14 protein-coding genes are annotated in these 16,441 nt (G+C 74.3%); 11 read left to right on the top strand and 3 right to left on the bottom strand.

Annotated features, from left to right (window positions below; genetic code table 11):
- Positions 1–71: 71 nt before the first annotated feature.
- From ACF068_RS17155 to ACF068_RS17190, 8 genes are read left to right on the top strand one after another with little or no spacing between them, the layout of a single operon-like run.
- Positions 72–860, top strand: a complete 789-nt coding sequence (locus ACF068_RS17155; RefSeq protein WP_392275047.1) for a TIGR03084 family metal-binding protein — start codon at positions 72–74, stop codon at positions 858–860.
- The gene (locus tag ACF068_RS17160; protein WP_392275048.1) at positions 857–2,533 is read left to right on the top strand and encodes an acyclic terpene utilization AtuA family protein; all 1,677 of its coding nucleotides are present in this window, start codon (positions 857–859) and stop codon (positions 2,531–2,533) included. Before ACF068_RS17155 ends, ACF068_RS17160 begins: the two co-directional genes overlap by 4 nt.
- Positions 2,530–4,128: an acyl-CoA carboxylase subunit beta gene (locus ACF068_RS17165; RefSeq protein WP_392275049.1), complete on the top strand. Its 1,599-nt coding sequence runs from the start codon at positions 2,530–2,532 to the stop codon at positions 4,126–4,128. Before ACF068_RS17160 ends, ACF068_RS17165 begins: the two co-directional genes overlap by 4 nt.
- A gap of 10 nt (positions 4,129–4,138) precedes the next feature.
- A complete protein-coding gene (locus tag ACF068_RS17170) occupies positions 4,139–6,031 on the top strand; it encodes an acetyl/propionyl/methylcrotonyl-CoA carboxylase subunit alpha (RefSeq protein ID WP_392275050.1) in 1,893 nt (630 codons plus the stop codon).
- On the top strand, positions 6,028–7,161 hold the full coding sequence (locus ACF068_RS17175; protein ID WP_392275051.1) for an acyl-CoA dehydrogenase family protein: 1,134 nt from the start codon (positions 6,028–6,030) through the stop codon (positions 7,159–7,161). Before ACF068_RS17170 ends, ACF068_RS17175 begins: the two co-directional genes overlap by 4 nt.
- A 35-nt stretch (positions 7,162–7,196) precedes the next feature.
- The gene (locus ACF068_RS17180) at positions 7,197–8,774 is read left to right on the top strand and encodes a 4-coumarate--CoA ligase family protein (protein WP_392275052.1); all 1,578 of its coding nucleotides are present in this window, start codon (positions 7,197–7,199) and stop codon (positions 8,772–8,774) included.
- Positions 8,771–9,517, top strand: a complete 747-nt coding sequence (locus tag ACF068_RS17185; RefSeq protein WP_392275053.1) for an enoyl-CoA hydratase family protein — start codon at positions 8,771–8,773, stop codon at positions 9,515–9,517. The genes ACF068_RS17180 and ACF068_RS17185 overlap by 4 nt, the downstream gene beginning before the upstream one ends.
- Positions 9,505–10,095 carry a TetR/AcrR family transcriptional regulator gene (locus ACF068_RS17190; protein ID WP_392275054.1) on the top strand — a complete coding sequence of 197 codons (591 nt, stop codon included), beginning with the start codon at positions 9,505–9,507 and terminating at the stop codon, positions 10,093–10,095. Before ACF068_RS17185 ends, ACF068_RS17190 begins: the two co-directional genes overlap by 13 nt.
- Positions 10,096–10,153: 58 nt before the next feature.
- Here ACF068_RS17190 and ACF068_RS17195 read toward each other — a convergent pair whose 3' ends face one another.
- Positions 10,154–11,254, bottom strand: a complete 1,101-nt coding sequence (locus ACF068_RS17195; protein ID WP_392275055.1) for a citrate synthase 2 — start codon at positions 11,252–11,254, stop codon at positions 10,154–10,156.
- A 291-nt stretch (positions 11,255–11,545) separates the two neighbouring features.
- Here ACF068_RS17195 and pdxH point away from each other — a divergent pair, with 291 nt between their 5' ends.
- Entirely contained in the window at positions 11,546–12,172 is a 627-nt protein-coding gene (gene pdxH, locus ACF068_RS17200; RefSeq protein ID WP_392275309.1) for a pyridoxamine 5'-phosphate oxidase, read from the top strand.
- Positions 12,173–12,188: 16 nt separating this feature from the next.
- Here pdxH and ACF068_RS17205 read toward each other — a convergent pair whose 3' ends face one another.
- Complete coding sequence (locus ACF068_RS17205) at positions 12,189–12,506, bottom strand: hypothetical protein (RefSeq protein ID WP_392275056.1); 318 nt, start codon at positions 12,504–12,506, stop codon at positions 12,189–12,191.
- A gap of 502 nt (positions 12,507–13,008) precedes the next feature.
- Between ACF068_RS17205 and ACF068_RS17210 the strand changes: the two genes are divergently transcribed.
- The gene (locus ACF068_RS17210) at positions 13,009–14,322 is read left to right on the top strand and encodes a PAS domain-containing protein (protein WP_392275057.1); all 1,314 of its coding nucleotides are present in this window, start codon (positions 13,009–13,011) and stop codon (positions 14,320–14,322) included.
- 69 nt (positions 14,323–14,391) lie between these two features.
- Here ACF068_RS17210 and ACF068_RS17215 read toward each other — a convergent pair whose 3' ends face one another.
- Positions 14,392–15,159, bottom strand: a complete 768-nt coding sequence (locus ACF068_RS17215; RefSeq protein WP_392275058.1) for an SIS domain-containing protein — start codon at positions 15,157–15,159, stop codon at positions 14,392–14,394.
- Between the two features lie 151 nt (positions 15,160–15,310).
- Between ACF068_RS17215 and ACF068_RS17220 the strand changes: the two genes are divergently transcribed.
- Complete coding sequence (locus tag ACF068_RS17220) at positions 15,311–16,003, top strand: metal-dependent transcriptional regulator (protein ID WP_392275059.1); 693 nt, start codon at positions 15,311–15,313, stop codon at positions 16,001–16,003.
- The last annotated feature ends 438 nt before the right edge of the window (positions 16,004–16,441 follow it).

Below are 16,441 nucleotides of genomic sequence, written 5' to 3' on the forward strand. Positions count from 1 at the left end.
ACGCTTGCTTGTTTCTCGGGCCGCTGCCATGCTCCGGGGCACGCACTGCCGTGTCCCGGAGGGAGCGCCCCGTGTCCGAAGTCCTGCTGGACGACCTGCGCGACGAGAGCGAGGAACTCGACCGGCTGGTCGCGGACCTGGAACCTGACGGCTGGGCCACCCCCACCCCGGCGCCCCGCTGGACCGTCGCCCACCAGATCGCCCACCTGGCGTGGACCGACGACGCCGCCCTGCTCGCCCTCACCGACCCGGACGCCTTCACCGCGCACGTCGAACAGGCACTGAAGGCCACGGACACGTTCGTCGACGAGGGGGCGGACGCGGGGGCCGCCGACCCGCCACCCGCTCTCCTCGCCCGCTGGCGCGACGGCCGCGCCCGCCTCCACGCCGCCCTCGCCGCCGCCCCCGCCGGAGCCCGGTTCCCCTGGTACGGCCCGCCCATGAGCGCCGCCGCCATGGCGACCGCCCGCCTGATGGAGACCTGGGCCCACGGCCAGGACGTCGCCGACGCACTCGGCGTCACCCGCACCCCTACCGCGCGCCTCCGGCACGTCGCCTGGATCGGCGTCCGCGCCCGCGACTACGCCTACGCGGTCCGGGGCCTCACCCCGCCCGCCGCGCCCTTCCGCGTGGAGCTGACCGCACCGGACGGCTCCGGCGTGTGGACCTACGGTCCCGAGGACGCCGCCCAGCGGATCACCGGCCCCGCCCTCGACTTCTGCCTCCTCGTCACCCAGCGCGCCCACCGCGACGACGTGGCGCTGCGCGCGGAGGGCCCCGACGCCGACCGGTGGCTGGACATCGCGCAGGCCTTCGCCGGCCCGGCCGGCCCCGGCCGCCCCGCCAAGGGGGCCCGGTGAGGCGGCCGCTGCGGATCGGCAACGCCTCCGGCTTCTACGGCGACCGCTCCGACGCCGTGCGCGAGATGCTCACCGGCGGCGCCCTCGACGTCCTCACCGGCGACTACCTCGCCGAACTGACCATGCTCATCCTCGGCCGCGACCGGCTCAAGGACCCGGGACTCGGCTACGCCAAGACCTTCCTGCGCCAGATGGAGGAGGGCCTGGGCCTCGCCCACGACCGGGGCGTCAAGGTCGTCACCAACGCCGGCGGCCTCAACCCGGCCGGCCTCGCCGACGCGCTGCGCGCCCTCGCCGCCCGCCTCGGCCTGCCGGAGGTGCGCGTCGCCCACGTCGAGGGCGACCACCTCCCCGTGCCGGACGGGGCCCTGACGGCCAACGCCTACCTGGGCGGCGGCGGCATCACCGCCTGCCTGCGCGCCGGGGCCGACGTCGTGGTCACCGGCCGCGTCACGGACGCCGCCCTGGTCAGCGGGCCGGCGGCCTGGTGGTTCGGGTGGGGGCCCGAGGAGTACGACCGGCTCGCGGGCGCGGTCGCCGCCGGGCACGTCCTGGAGTGCGGCACCCAGGCCACCGGCGGCAACTACGCGTTCTTCGCCCGCCACGACGTGCGCCGCCCCGGCTTCCCGCTCGCCGAACTCCACCAGGACGGGACCGCCGTCATCACCAAGCACGACGGCACCGGCGGGCTCGTCGACACCGGCACGGTCACCGCCCAGCTCCTGTACGAGACGGCGGGCGCCCGGTACCCGGGACCGGACGTCACCACCCGGCTCGACACCGTCCGCCTGGACCCCGACGGCCCGGACCGGGTGCGGATCTCCGGCGTGCGCGGGGAGGCACCGCCCCCGGCGCTGAAGGCCGGGCTGAACCGGCTCGGCGGCTGGCGCAACGAGGTGGTGTTCGTGCTGACCGGCCTCGACGTCGAGGCCAAGGCGCGGCTGGTGCGCGAGCAGATGGAGGACGCCCTCACGACGAAGCCCGCCGAGGTGCGGTGGGAGCTGGCCCGCACCGACCGGCCGGACGCCGCCACCGAGGAGACGGCCAGCGCCCTGCTGCGGCTGGTCGTCCGGGACCCCGACCCCGACGCCGTGGGCCGGGCCGTGAGCGGCGCGGCCGTCGAACTGGCCCTCGGCAGCTACCCCGGCTTCCACGTCACCGCCCCGCCCGGGAAGGGCGCCCCCTACGGCGTGTTCGAGGCGATGTACGTCGACCCCGGCACCGTCACGCACACCGCCGTGCTCCCGGACGGCCGGCGCGAGGTCATCCCGCCGCCGGTGCGCACCCGGGCCCTGGCACCCGTCCCCGAGCCGCCCCCGCCCGCCCCCCTCCCGCCCGGCCCGGTGCGCCGCGCCCCGCTCGGGCTGGTCGCCGGGGCCCGGAGCGGCGACAAGGGCGGCGACGCCAACGTCGGGGTGTGGGCGCCCACCGAGGAGGCCTGGCGCTGGCTCGCCCACACGCTGACCACCGACCGGCTGCGCGCCCTGCTCCCCGAGACACGGGACCTGCCCGTCACCCGGCACGTCCTGCCGAACCTCCGCGCGCTGAACTTCACCGTCACCGGGCTGCTCGGCGAAGGGGTCGCCGCCCAGGCCCGGTTCGACCCGCAGGCCAAGGCGCTGGGCGAATGGCTGCGCGCCCGCCACCTCGACGTACCGGAGGTCCTGCTGTGACCGCCCTGCCCACCGCCCTCGACACGGCCGGCCCCGACTACGCCGCCCACCGCGCGGCCATGCTCGCCAAACTCACCGAACTGGAGGCCGAGCACGCCAAGGCCCTCGCCGGCGGCGGCGAGAAGTACACCGACCGGCACCGGGGGCGCGGCAAGCTCCTGGCCCGCGAACGGATCGAGCTGCTGCTCGACCCCGACTCCCCGTTCCTCGAACTGTCCCCGCTCGCCGCCTGGGGCAGCGACCACCCGGTCGGCGCCTCGATCGTCACCGGCATCGGGGTCGTCGAGGGCGTCGAGTGCCTGATCACCGCCAACGACCCGACCGTACGCGGCGGCGCGTCCAACCCCTGGACGCTGAGGAAGGCCCTGCGCGCCAACGAGATCGCGTACGCCAACCGCCTGCCCTGCGTCGCCCTCGTCGAGTCCGGCGGCGCCGACCTGCCCTCCCAGAAGGAGATCTTCATCCCCGGCGGGGCGCTGTTCCGCGACATCACACGGCTGTCGGCCGCCGGGATCCCCACCGTCGCCGTCGTCTTCGGCAACTCCACGGCGGGCGGCGCGTACATCCCCGGCATGTCCGACCACACGGTGATGATCAAGGAGCGGTCGAAGGTGTTCCTCGGCGGCCCGCCGCTGGTGAGGATGGCCACCGGGGAGGAGAGCGACGACGAGTCCCTGGGCGGCGCCGAGATGCACGCGCGCGTGTCCGGGCTCGCCGACCACTACGCCCTCGACGAGCCCGACGCGATCCGCCGGGCCCGCCGGATCGTCGCCCGCCTCAACCACCGCAAGGCCCACCCCGACCCCGGCCCGGCCGCACCCCCGAAGTACGACCCCGAGGAGCTTCTCGGCATCGTCCCCGGCGACCTGAAGACCCCTTTCGACCCGCGCGAGGTCATCGCCCGGATCGTCGACGGCTCCGACTTCGACGAGTTCAAGCCGCTGTACGGGCCCTCCCTCACCACCGGCTGGGCCGCCCTGCACGGCTATCCGGTCGGGATCCTCGCCAACGCCCAGGGGGTGCTGTTCTCCGCCGAGTCCCAGAAGGCGGCGCAGTTCATCCAGCTCGCCAACCAGCGGGACGTGCCGCTGCTCTTCCTGCACAACACCACCGGCTACATGGTCGGCAAGGAGTACGAGCAGGGCGGCATCATCAAGCACGGCGCCATGATGATCAACGCGGTGGCCAACTCGAAGGTCCCGCACCTGTCGGTCCTCCTGGGCGCCTCGTACGGCGCCGGGCACTACGGCATGTGCGGGCGCGCCTACGACCCCCGGTTCCTGTTCGCCTGGCCCAGCGCCAAGTCCGCCGTCATGGGCCCCCAGCAGCTCGCCGGCGTCCTGTCGATCGTCGCCCGCGCCTCGGCCGCCGCCAAGGGGCAGCCGTACGACGAGGAGGGCGACGCCGCGCTGCGCGCCATGGTGGAGCGGCAGATCGAGTCCGAGTCCCTGCCGATGTTCCTGTCGGGGCGGCTGTACGACGACGGAGTGATCGACCCGCGCGACACCCGCACGGTCCTCGGACTGTGCCTGTCGGCCATCCACACCGCCCCGGTCGAAGGCGCGCGCGGCGGCTTCGGCGTCTTCCGGATGTGAGGACCACCCCATGATCTCCACCGTCCTTGTCGCCAACCGCGCCGAGATCGCCTGCCGCGTCTTCCGCACCTGCCGGACGCTGGGCATCGGCACGGTGGCGGTGTACGCCGACCCCGACGCGGACGCCCTGCACGTCCGTGAGGCCGACGCGGCGGTACGGCTGCCGGGCGCGGCGCCCGCCGACACCTACCTGCGCGGCGACCTGGTCGTGCGGGCCGCCCTCGCGGCGGGTGCCGACGCGGTGCACCCCGGCTACGGGTTCCTCTCCGAGAACGCCGACTTCGCGCGGGCCGTCACCGACGCGGGCCTGACCTGGGTCGGCCCGCCGCCGAAGGCCGTCGAGACGATGGCGTCCAAGACGCGCGCCAAGGAGCTGATGGCCGCCGCGGGCGTGCCGCTGCTGGCACCCGTCGACCCCGCGACGGCCACCGAGGAGGACCTGCCGCTGCTGCTCAAGGCGGCCGCGGGCGGCGGCGGCCGGGGCATGCGGGTGGTGCGCGACCTGGCCGCCCTGCCCGGCGAACTGGCGGCGGCCGCCGCCGAGGCCCGGTCGGCGTTCGGTGACGGCGAGGTGTTCGCGGAGCCGTACGTCGAACGCGGCCGCCACGTCGAGGTGCAGGTCCTCGCCGACGCGCACGGCACGGTGTGGACGCTCGGCACCCGCGACTGCTCGCTCCAGCGCCGGCACCAGAAGGTCGTCGAGGAGGCCCCCGCGCCGGGCCTCGGCCCCGCCCTCCGCGAGACGCTGCACGCCTCGGCCGTCGCGGCCGCCAGGGCGGTGGGCTACGTCGGCGCGGGCACCGTCGAGTTCCTGGTCGCCGGGGAGCGGGCGTACTTCCTGGAGATGAACACCCGGCTCCAGGTCGAACACCCCGTCACGGAAGCCGTCTTCGGCCTGGACCTGGTCGCCCACCAGCTCCGGATCGCCGAGGGCGCCGCCCTCCCCCCGGAACCCCCCGCCCCGGCCGGCCACGCCGTGGAGGCCCGGCTCTACGCGGAGGACCCGGCCCGGGACTGGGCCCCGCAGACGGGCGTCCTGCACGCGCTGGACGTCCCCGCCGGCGAAGGACTGCGCGTCGACGCCGGGTACGCCGCCGGGGACACCGTCGGCGTCCACTACGACGCCATGCTCGCCAAGGTGGTCGCCCACGCGCCCACCCGGGAGGAGGCCGTCCGCAAGCTGGCCCACGCCCTCGCACGCGCCCGCGTGCACGGGCCCGTCACCAACCGGGACCTGCTCGTGGCCTCGCTGCGGCACCCCGACTTCGTGGCCGGGCGCCTCGACACCGGGTTCTACGGGCGGCACCTGGCCGAACTGACCGCCCCCGCGCCCGGCGAGGAGTACGCGGCCGTCGCCGCCGCGCTCGCCGCCGCGGCCGGCCGCTCCGGCCGGTTCGGCGCCTTCCGGAACGTACCGTCGCAGCCGCAGACCGCCCGGTACGGCGACCACGAGGTGCGCTACCGGCCCACCCGGGACGGCGGGTTCACCGTCGAGTCCCACCCGGGCGTCCGGGTGGTGGCCGCCGCGCCCGGGTGCGTGCGCCTGGAGGCGGGCGGCGTCGTCCGGCGCTTCACGGTGGCCGCCCACGGGGACGGCGCCGTCCATGTGAACGGCCACCGGCTGACCGCCCACCCCCGGTTCACCGACCCGGCCGAGCGCACCGCGCCCGGCTCCCTGCTCGCGCCCATGCCCGGCACCGTCGTCCGGGTGGCCGACGTGGCGGCCGGCGACCACGTCGAGGCCGGGCAGCCCCTCGTCTGGCTGGAGGCCATGAAGATGGAGCACCGCGTCACCGCTCCCGCCTCCGGCACGCTCACCGCGCTCCACGCCGTCCCCGGCCACCAGGTCGAGGTCGGTGCCCTGCTCGCCGTCGTACAGCACGTACAGGAGGAACAGGCATGACCGGAGTCATCGAGACCGAGGAGCAGTCCGCCCTGCGCACGGCCGTCGCCGCCCTCGGCCGCCGCCACGGGCGCGAGCACGACCGCGAGGCCCTCTGGGCGGAGGCCGGCAAGCTCGGCTACCTCGGCGTCAACCTGCCCGAGGAGTACGGCGGCGGGGGCGGCGGCATGGCCGAACTGTCCCTCGTGCTGGAGGAACTGGGCGCGGTGGGCTGCCCGCTGCTGATGATGGTCGTCTCGCCCGCCATCTGCGGCACCGTCATCGCCCGCTTCGGCACCGAGGAGCAGAAGCGCAGGTGGCTCCCGGGCCTGGCCGACGGCACCCGCACCATGGCCTTCGGCATCACCGAGCCCGACGCGGGCTCCAACTCCCACCGCATCACCACCACCGCCCGCCGCGACGGGGACGACTGGGTCCTCACCGGCCGCAAGGTGTTCATCTCCGGCGTCGACATCGCCGACGCCACCCTTGTCGTCGGCCGCACCGAGGACGCCCGCAGCGGGCGGCTCAAGCCCTGCCTGTTCATCGTCCCGCGCGACGCCCCCGGTTACGGCCGCCGGCGCATCGACATGGAACTGCACGCCCACGAGAAGCAGTTCGAGCTGACCTTCGACGACGTGCGACTGCCCGCCGACGCGCTCGTCGGCGACGAGGACGCCGGGCTGCTCCAGCTCTTCGCGGGGCTCAACCCCGAGCGGATCATGACCGCCGCGTTCGCCCTGGGGATGGGCCGGTACGCGCTCGCCACCGCCGTCGGGTACGCCAACGACCGCCAGGTGTGGCAGGCCCCCATCGGCGCCCACCAGGCCATCGCCCACCCCCTCGCCCAGGCCCACATCGAGCTGGAGCTGGCCGGCCTGATGACGCGCAAGGCCGCCCACCTGTACGACGCGGGCGACGACACCGGTGCGGGTGAGGCCGCCAACATGGCCAAGTACGCCGCCGCCGAGGCGTGCGTGCGGGCCGTCGACAGTGCCGTGCACACCCTCGGCGGCAACGGCCTCACGCGCGAGTACGGCCTCGCCTCGCTCATCACCGCCTCACGAGTGGCACGCATCGCTCCGGTAAGCCGGGAAATGATTCTCAACTACGTGTCCCACCAGACCCTGGGCCTGCCCAAGTCGTACTGAGCCAGGCGCCGGCAGCCGTACCGACAGGAGCCGTGATGGTGTTCCACAGCGCGTACGCGGACGTCCCGACCGTTTCCCTCCCCATCCACGACGCGGTGCTGGCCAGCTCGGCCGCCGTGTACGCCGGCGAGACCGCCCTCGTCGACGGGGCGGGCGACCTCACCCTCACCTACGGGCAGCTCGACACGTACCACCGGCGGGTCGCCGCCGCGCTCGCCGAGGCGGGCCTGCGCAAGGGCGACGTCCTCGCCCTGCACAGCCCCAACACGGTCGCCTACCCGGTCGTCTTCTACGGCGCGACGCGCGCCGGGGCGGCCGTCACCACCGTCCACCCGCTGGCCACCCCCGAGGAGTTCGCCACACAGCTCCGGGACTCCTCCGCCCGCTGGATCGTCACCGTCTCCCCGCTCCTGCCCACCGCGCGGCGGGCGGCCGAGCTGGCGGGCGGGATCGCCGAGGTCTTCGTCTGCGACGAGGCCGAGGGGCACCGGTCCGTCCTGGACATGCTCGGCTCGACCGCCCCCGAACCGGCCGTCCCCATCGACCCGGACGAAGACCTCGCCGCCCTGCCCTACTCCTCGGGCACCACCGGCGTCCCCAAGGGCGTCATGCTCACCCACCGCTCCATCGCCACCAACCTGGCCCAGCTCGAGCCGACCATCCCCATGGGCCCGGGTGACCGCGTCCTGGCGGTGCTGCCCTTCTTCCACATCTACGGGCTGACCGCCCTGCTGAACGCCCCGCTGCGGATGGGCGCCACCGTCGTCGTCCTGCCCCGCTTCGAGATCGACCGGTTCCTCGCGGCGATCGAGAAGCACCGCATCAACGCCCTGTACGTCGCCCCGCCGATCGTCCTGGCGCTCGCCAAGCACCCGGCGGTCGAGCGGTACGACCTGTCGTCGCTGGAGTACGTCGTCAGCGCCGCCGCCCCGCTCGACGCCCGCCTCGCCGAGGCGTGCTCCGCCCGCCTGGGCCTGCCCCCGGTGCGGCAGGCGTACGGGATGACCGAACTGTCGCCCGGCACGCACGTCGTCCCCCTGGACGCCATCGCCCCCCCGCCCGGCACGGTGGGCAGACTGCTGCCCAGCACCGAGATGCGGCTGCTGTCCCTGGACGAATCCGGCAAGGACGTCCCGCCCGGGCAGGAGGGCGAGATCGCGATCCGCGGCCCGCAGGTCATGAAGGGCTACCTGGGCCGGCCCGACGCCACCGCCGCGCTGATCGACTCCGACGGCTGGGTGCACACCGGGGACATCGGCCGGGTCGACGACGACGGCTGGCTGTTCGTCGTCGACCGGGTCAAGGAACTGATCAAGTACAAGGGCTTCCAGGTCGCCCCGGCCGAGTTGGAAGCACTGCTGCTGACCCATGGGTCGGTCGCCGACGCGGCCGTGATCGGGGTGTACGACGAGGACGGCAACGAGGTGCCGAAGGCGTTCGTCGTTCCGCAACCCGGCACCACCGGACTGACGGGCGACGACATCATCGCCTTCGTGGCGGGGAAGGTCGCCCCGTACAAGAAGATCCGGCGCGTCGAGTTCGTCGAGGGCGTGCCGAGGGCGGCGTCGGGGAAGATACTCCGGCGCGAACTGAGGGAGCGGGAAGGCGCATGACGAGTCTCGTCACCACCGCGCACGAGCGGGGCATCACGACCCTGACGCTGGATTCTCCGGACAACCGCAACGCCCTGTCGGCGCGGCTCGTCGGCGAACTGGCCGGGGCGCTGGACGACTGCGGCAAGGACCCGGCGGTCCGGGCGGTGGTGCTCACCCACACCGGGCCCACCTTCAGCGCCGGCGCCGACCTGAAGGCACCGCCCAGCCCGTACACCTTCGTGGCGCTGCTGCGGGCGATCGTCGAGCTGCCCAAGCCGGTGGTGGCCCGGGTGGACGGGCACGTCCGGGCGGGCGGGCTGGGCATCCTCGGGGCGTGCGACATCGTGGCGGCCGGCACCGGCGTGGACTTCGCCCTGACCGAGGTGCGGATCGGGGTGGCCCCGTCGGTCATCTCCCTGTCGCTGCTGCCGCGCCTCGATCCGCGGGCCGCCTCCCGCTACTACCTCACCGGGGAGCGGTTCGACGCGGCCGAGGCGGCCCGGATCGGCCTGGTCACGGTCGTGGGGGACGGTGTGGACGGCGTCGACGGTGTTCTCGCCCCGGTGCTGGACGGGCTGCGCAAGGCCTCCCCGCAGGGGCTGGCCGAGGCCAAGAGGCTGGTCACGGCTAGGGTGCTGGAGACGTTCGAGCGCGACGCGGAGGACCTCGTACAGCGCTCGGCCTCGCTCTTCGCCTCGGCGGAGGCACGCGAGGGCATGACCGCCTTCCTCGAACGACGGGACCCTGCATGGGTGGTGTGACGACAGCCACGAAGGAGCCGAAGCAGGACCGCAGCCGGGCCACCCGGCAGCGGCTCCTCGCGGCGGCGGTCGCCTGCCTCGCCGAACGCGGCTGGGCCGGCTCGACCGTCTCCGTCGTCGCCGAGCGGGCGGGCGTCTCGCGCGGCGCGGCACAGCACCACTTCCCGACCCGGGAGGACCTGTTCACCGCGGCGGTCGAGTACGTCGCCGAGGAGCGCTCCCAGGCACTGCGTGCCCTGCCCGTCCAGGGCCGCGCCGACGTCGTGTCCGCCCTGGTGGGCCTCTACACCGGGCCGCTGTTCCGGGCCGCCCTGCACCTGTGGGTGGCCGCCTCCGACGAGGAGCAGCTTCGCCCCCGGGTGACCGAGCTGGAGGCCCGGGTGGGCCGTGAGACCCACCGCATCGCGGTCGACCTGCTCGGTGCCGACGAGTCCCGTCCCGGCGTCCGCGAAACCGTCCAGGGCCTGCTCGACATGGCCCGCGGACTGGGCCTGGCCAACCTCCTCACGGACGACTCGGCGCGCCGCGAGCGGGTGGTGGCCCAGTGGGCCGCCCTCCTGGACGACGTCCTGGACTGAGCCGCCGCACGCGGACGGCGCCGCCCCCGAGCAGGTACGGCGCCGTGTGCGTACGACCTCAGCCGGCGATGTCCTGGTAGCCCTGGACCTCGCGCGGGCTGCGCGGGCCGGGACCCACGTAGCGGGCCGAGGGGCGGACCAGGCGGCCGGTGCGCTTCTGCTCCAGGATGTGCGCGGACCAGCCGGCCGTCCGGGCGCAGGTGAACATCGACGTGAACATGTGCGCCGGGACCTCCGCGAAGTCCAGCATGATCGCCGCCCAGAACTCCACGTTCGTCGCCAGGACCCGGTCCGGGCGGCGGTTGTGCAGCTCCTCCAGGGCGGCCTTCTCCAGCGCCTCGGCCACCTCGAAGCGGGGCGCGCCCAGCTCCTTGGCGGTACGGCGCAGCACCCGGGCGCGCGGGTCCTCGGCGCGGTACACCCGGTGGCCGAAGCCCATCAGGCGCTCGCCCTTGTCGAGGGCCTTGCGGACGTAGGCGCCGGCGTCACCGGTGCGCTCGATCTCCTCGATCATGCCCAGCACCCGGGAGGGCGCCCCGCCGTGCAGCGGGCCCGACATGGCGCCGACGGCACCCGACAGGGCCGCGGCCACGTCCGCGCCGGTGGAGGCGATGACACGGGCGGTGAAGGTGGAGGCGTTCATGCCGTGCTCGGCGGCGGACGTCCAGTACGCGTCGACGGCCTTGACGTGCTTGGGGTCCGGCTCACCGCGCCAGCGGATCATGAAGCGCTCGACGACGGACTCCGCCTTGTCGATCTCGCTCTGCGGAACCATCGGCAGCCCCTGGCCGCGCGCCGACTGGGCGACGTACGACAGGGCCATCACGGCGGCGCGCGCCAGGTCGTCGCGGGCCTCCTCCTCGTCGATGTCCAGCAGCGGCTTCAGGCCCCAGACGGGCGCGAGCATGGCGAGCGCGGACTGGACGTCGACCCGGATGTCACCGGAGTGGACCGGGATCGGGAACGGCTCGGCGGGCGGCAGACCGGGGTTGAACGCCCCGTCGACCAGCAGGCCCCAGACGTTCCCGAAGGAGACCTGGCCCACCAGGTCCTCGATGTCGACGCCGCGGTAGCGGAGCGCGCCGCCCTCCTTGTCCGGTTCGGCGATCTCCGTCTCGAACGCGACGACTCCTTCGAGTCCGGGTACGAAGTCGGACATCAGGCGGCTCCTCGTGAGGTGTGCGACAGGTTGCGGCAGTCCGGGGTGTCTTCCGGTGGTGCGGTGATGCCCCGTACGACTGGTGGTCATCCTCACCGTCGTAGGGAGGGGACAGTGACCCAGCCCAAGAGTCTGTCGGGTTCGTCGGATGCGGGGAAGCGTGACATCCGGCACACTGCGCCGAACCGGTCAGGGAGATTAGTGGCACGCGGTGCCGGGCAGACTGGGCGGCTACGGCAGGATGGCCCTGTGACAGACGCTCTCGATCCAGCAGCGCTCGATCCCGCCGACATGCGCGAGCAGTACCGCACCGCCGAGTTCCTGGAGTCGGACCTCGCGGACGGGCCGATGGAACAGTTCGCGCGCTGGTTCAAGGACGCCGCCGACAGCGAGGCGATCGTCGAGCCGAACGCCATGATCGTCTCGACGGCCACGCCCGACGGCCGGCCGTCGTCGCGGACGGTGCTCCTGAAGCACTACGACGTCCGCGGGTTCGTCTTCTTCACGAATTACGGCTCCCGCAAGGGCGCGGAGCTGGAGACCAACCCGTACGTCTCGCTGCTCTTCCCCTGGCACCCGGTCGCCCGCCAGGTCATGGTCACCGGCACGGCGTCGCGCGTCGGGCGGGACGAGACGGCCGCCTACTTCCGCACCCGCCCGCACGGCTCCCAGCTCGGCGCCTGGGCGAGCGAGCAGTCCTCGGTGATCGCCTCGCGGGCGGAGCTGGTCGCCCGGTACGAGGAGCTGGCGGCCCGCTACCCGGAGGGCGAGCAGGTGCCGGTCCCGCCGCACTGGGGCGGGTTCCGCGTCGAGCCCGCGACGGTCGAGTTCTGGCAGGGCCACGAGAACCGCCTCCACGACCGGCTGCGGTACGTCCGCGACGGCGGGGCCTGGCGGGTCGAGCGGCTGTCGCCCTGACCCGCGGCGGGCCGCGTCACGCCGGGTCGACCGCCGCCATCAGGGGTCCCGCCACCATCGCCGCGTACTGGACGCACACCGCCGCCCGCCGCACCCGGTGGCCCACCGCGTCGACGGGCAGGCACGCCGCCCAGAGCCCCACGAGCGCCGAGAGCCCCAGCGACCACATGGCCAGACCGGCGAGCGGGCCGGCGACGCCGTCGCCCGCGTAGCTCTGCCGCAGCAGCACCACCAGGGTCATGACGAAGGCGAACGCCAGCAGCACCAGCCCGGTGCCGGCGAGGAAGCGCACCGCCCGGGTGCTGGGGGCGAAGGGGTCGTCGGTCGTGTCCATGCCGACATGCTGCGGGGCCGGCGACGGGGCGGACACCGTCCCCGTACTCAGAGCCGCCGGGCCGGGTACTCAGCCGCCGTACGCGGGAACACGGGCCGGACGCGGGCGGGCTCCGGCGGGCGGGGACCCCGGACAAGCGGAGACCCCGGACAAGCGGAAACCCGCGGGCTCTTGGCTCTCCTGACGGAGAGGCCGGCCGGATGTGCCGGCGAGCCCGCGGGTCGGTGACTGCTGGGGATTGCGGCAGGAGGCCTGCCGACGTTGCACAGAGTGCGACAACGGGCCTCAGCCCGCAGTCACCTCACGCATCCGAAAAGAAACCACTTCCGGATCACCTCCTTTCTTCGTGTGCTCCACACCCTAGGAACCCCGTCCGCGCCCCACAACCGTTTTTTCTCGGCGGGCGATTTCCGGGAACCGGGTGTGCCCTGGGTCACGTTCCAGTTGAATGACCGGTGGCGTGCACATGCACGTGAGTACACGTCCTGCAGGGGGTGCCGGGATGAGTGCGTCCAGGAGCGAGACCGCCAAGGCTCTCGGGCCGGGGGCCGATCTGCTCGCCGCGCTGCTCGACGGGATGGACGCCGCGCTGTGCGCGTTCGACGCCGAGGGCGTGATCACCCACTGGAACCGCGAGGCCGAGCGGATCCTCGGGTGGAGCGCCGAGGAGGCCGTCGGGCGCAGCGGGTTCGCCGGCTGGGCCGTGCGCAGCGCCGACGCCGACGAGGTGCGCCGGCGGCTGATGGCCGTCATGGACGCGCCGGGCCGCCAGGTCCACGAGTTCGCCCTGGTCCGCAAGGACGGCGGCCGCGTCCTGGTGCGGACGCAGTCCGCCGGGGTGCGCGGCGCGGACGGCCGGCCGGCCGGGGTGTACTGCGCGTTCAGCGAGGTGCACGCCCAGATCGACCTGGAGCGGTCCATCGCCCTGAGCGAGGCCCTGTTCGACGACGCCTCCTGGGGCGTCGTCCTGGTCGACGTCGACCTCCGCCCCACCGTCGTGAACGTCCACGCCGCACGGGCGCTCGGCGCCGGGCGGACCGGCCTGCTCGGCCGGCCGCTCGGCGAGGTGGTCGTGCAGGGCGTGGAGGAACTGGAGGGCGCGCTCCACCACGTCCTCGCCGAAGGCCCGCCCCGGGCGCCGGTCGAGCTGTGGGTGACGCTCAGGACGGCGCAGGGCGAGCGGCGGCGCTGCTGGCGCAGCGGCTTCCTGCGGCTGGCATCGCCGCTCGCGGAGGAGCCGGTGCCGCTCGGGGTCGGCTGGCTGTTCCAGGACGTGACGGACGCCAAGCTGGCGGAACAGGAGGCCGACCGGCTGCGGTTCCGGACCAGTCAGCTCCACCGGGCGGGCGGTGCGGCCGCCGAGTGCGAGGACCCGATGGAGGCGGCGGCGACCTACCTGGACTTCGCGCTGGCCGGGTTCGCCGACCACGCGCTGGTGGACCTCGCCGAGGGCGGCCGGCTCGTCCGGGCGGCCGCCTCCCCGACCGGCGAGCCCGGTCCGGTGGCCCGCCCCGCCGGTGGCGGCATCCCGGTCCGGTACGCCGCGGGCCACCCGGCGCTCCAGGCGATGGAGCGGGCGGGCTCGGTGCGGGCCAGCAGCTCGTCCGAGGCGTGGGCCGCCGAGCGGCAGTGGCCCGGGGACGCCGCGCACGCCCTGTGCACGGTGCTCCGCAGCCGGGGCCGGACGCTCGGCGTCGTCACCTTCCTCCGCTCCGGTTCGCGCCCGGCCTTCGAGCGCCCGGACGCGGTGTACGCCGAGAGCGTCGCGGTGCGCGTCGCGGCGGCGGTGGACCTGGCGGGGGCCGCCGCCGGCTGACGGGCGGCCCGTCGTGTCCGCGACGTCCCGTCCTCCGGGCGGGCCGGGCGAGACTTGCGCGGACGCTCCCTAGTGGCGGAAGAAGATGCGGTCCGCGTACTCGGTCATCACCCGGCCGTTCCACTCGTGGCCCCCGTCGACGTTGCCGGAGCGCAGCAGCGGCGGTTCGATGCCGCGCGCCACCAGCTCCTCCGTGGCGGCGGCCATCACGGCCTGCATCAGGGCGCTGGTGACGACGGTGGACGCGGGGGCGAACGGTGCCTCGACGCCCTCGTGGGTGAGTTCCGCGTCCCCCACGGCGATCTTGGAGTCCAGGACGACGTCGCAGTGGTCCTTGAGGAAGGTGCCCGACGCGTGCCGGGACTTCGTCTCCTCCGCGTACGCCACCGACGTCACCCCGATGGTCTTCAGGCCGAGCGCGCGGGCGTTCATCGCCATCTCGACGGGCAGGGCGTTGCGCCCCGACAGCGACACCACGACCAGGACGTCTCCGGCCCGGGCGGGCGAGGAGTCCAGCACCGCCCCGGCCAGCCCGTCCACCCGCTCCAGGGCGGAGCCGAGCGTCGCGGGCATGACGTCGACGCCGACGACGCCGGGCACGGCGAGCAGGTTCACCAGCGCGAGCCCGCCGGCGCGGTAGACGACGTCCTGGGCGGCGAGCGACGAGTGGCCGGCGCCGAAGGCGAACACGCGGCCGCCCGAGGCGACGGTGTCGGCGATGGCCGCGCCCGCGGCCGCGATGTTCGGCGCCTCTTCGTCCCGCACGCGCCGGAGCAGGCCGATCGCGGCGTCGAAGAACCGTCCGGCCAGCTCGCTCCCGCCGGTGGTGTCAGCCATGGCGTCAGGCCCCTTCTCTCCGTGTCGCGGATCACGTTGCGGTCTGGACCATTGCTCTGTCAATACCGGCTCCTCGCGGGACGGCACGGTTGTCGGCGCGATGCGCAAGAATTGAGTCAGGGCCAGCGCACGAATCTTTCGAGGGGCACGAATGTCCGGACTGATCGACACCACGGAGATGTATCTCCGCACCATCCTCGAGCTGGAAGAGGAAGGTGTGGTGCCCATGCGCGCCCGCATCGCCGAGCGGCTCGACCAGAGCGGGCCGACCGTCAGCCAGACGGTGGCCCGGATGGAGCGGGACGGTCTGGTGACCGTCGCGGGCGACCGGCACCTGGAGCTGACCGACGAGGGACGCCGCCTGGCCACCCGTGTGATGCGCAAGCACCGGCTCGCCGAGTGCCTGCTGGTCGATGTGATCGGCCTGGAGTGGGAGCAGGTCCACGCCGAGGCCTGCCGCTGGGAGCACGTGATGAGCGAGGCGGTGGAGCGCCGGGTGCTGGAGCTGCTGCGGCACCCCACCGAGTCCCCGTACGGCAACCCGATCCCGGGCCTGGAGGAGCTGGGCGAGAAGGCCGAGACCGAGGCGTTCCTGGACGAGGGCATGGTGTCGCTGGCCGAGCTCGACGCGGGCCCGGAGGGCAAGACCGTGGTGGTGCGCCGGATCGGCGAGCCGATCCAGACGGACGCCCAGCTCATGTACACGCTGCGCCGGGCGGGCGTGCAGCCCGGTTCGGTGGTGAGTGTGACGGAGTCGCCCGGCGGGGTGCTGGTCGGCAGCAGCGGCGAGGCCGCCGAGCTGGGCGCCGACGTGGCGTCGCACGTCTTCGTCGCCAAGCGCTGACCTCCGGTGCGGCGGGGCGGGTGCCCCGTCCCGCACCGGCTCCCGGAGCGTCGTCCGGTGCCCTGCCCGGGTCCCCGGGCCGGGCGGCGCGTCCGCCCCACCCGTCACGGAACGCGCTTTCGAGCGGAATGGCAGCGCCGGGGCGGCTCCCGTGCCAGTCTTGGCTCAGGCATATGACGTGAGTGGGCGTGGGCCGAGTCCCCGCGCCCGGGGAGGGGCAGGGTGATGCGCCCGCCTGGACGCCCCCGACATGGGGAGAGCCCCGGCGCCGCACGGCGCCGGGGCCCGACCTCCCCTGTGCTGACCCGGAGCCCCGAGCTCTCAGGGTCAATCCCCTCGGACCGTTTTCCCCGAGCGGCCCGCCTCCCGATGAAGATCTCCCCTCGGCGGCGGCCGTCAACCCTGGAGCCGGGTCACTCGAACGAGCGGTGTTGCGGC

The sequence above is a fragment of the Streptomyces sp. NPDC016309 genome (assembly GCF_043077235.1).
In the GTDB taxonomy this organism is placed as follows: domain Bacteria; phylum Actinomycetota; class Actinomycetes; order Streptomycetales; family Streptomycetaceae; genus Streptomyces.

What these genes read in the sequence shown, in the direction of transcription:
- ACF068_RS17170 (WP_392275050.1), top strand. Translation starts at nt 4,139, where the DNA reads ATGATCTCCACCGTCCTTGTCGCCAACCGCGCCGAGATCGCCTGCCGC.
- ACF068_RS17175 (WP_392275051.1), top strand. Translation starts at nt 6,028, where the DNA reads ATGACCGGAGTCATCGAGACCGAGGAGCAGTCCGCCCTGCGCACGGCC.
- ACF068_RS17180 (WP_392275052.1), top strand. Translation starts at nt 7,197, where the DNA reads ATGGTGTTCCACAGCGCGTACGCGGACGTCCCGACCGTTTCCCTCCCC.
- ACF068_RS17185 (WP_392275053.1), top strand. Translation starts at nt 8,771, where the DNA reads ATGACGAGTCTCGTCACCACCGCGCACGAGCGGGGCATCACGACCCTG.
- ACF068_RS17190 (WP_392275054.1), top strand. Translation starts at nt 9,505, where the DNA reads ATGGGTGGTGTGACGACAGCCACGAAGGAGCCGAAGCAGGACCGCAGC.
- ACF068_RS17195 (WP_392275055.1), bottom strand. Translation starts at nt 11,254, where the DNA reads ATGTCCGACTTCGTACCCGGACTCGAAGGAGTCGTCGCGTTCGAGACG.
- pdxH (WP_392275309.1), top strand. Translation starts at nt 11,546, where the DNA reads ATGCGCGAGCAGTACCGCACCGCCGAGTTCCTGGAGTCGGACCTCGCG.
- ACF068_RS17205 (WP_392275056.1), bottom strand. Translation starts at nt 12,506, where the DNA reads ATGGACACGACCGACGACCCCTTCGCCCCCAGCACCCGGGCGGTGCGC.
- ACF068_RS17210 (WP_392275057.1), top strand. Translation starts at nt 13,009, where the DNA reads ATGAGTGCGTCCAGGAGCGAGACCGCCAAGGCTCTCGGGCCGGGGGCC.
- ACF068_RS17215 (WP_392275058.1), bottom strand. Translation starts at nt 15,159, where the DNA reads ATGGCTGACACCACCGGCGGGAGCGAGCTGGCCGGACGGTTCTTCGAC.
- ACF068_RS17220 (WP_392275059.1), top strand. Translation starts at nt 15,311, where the DNA reads ATGTCCGGACTGATCGACACCACGGAGATGTATCTCCGCACCATCCTC.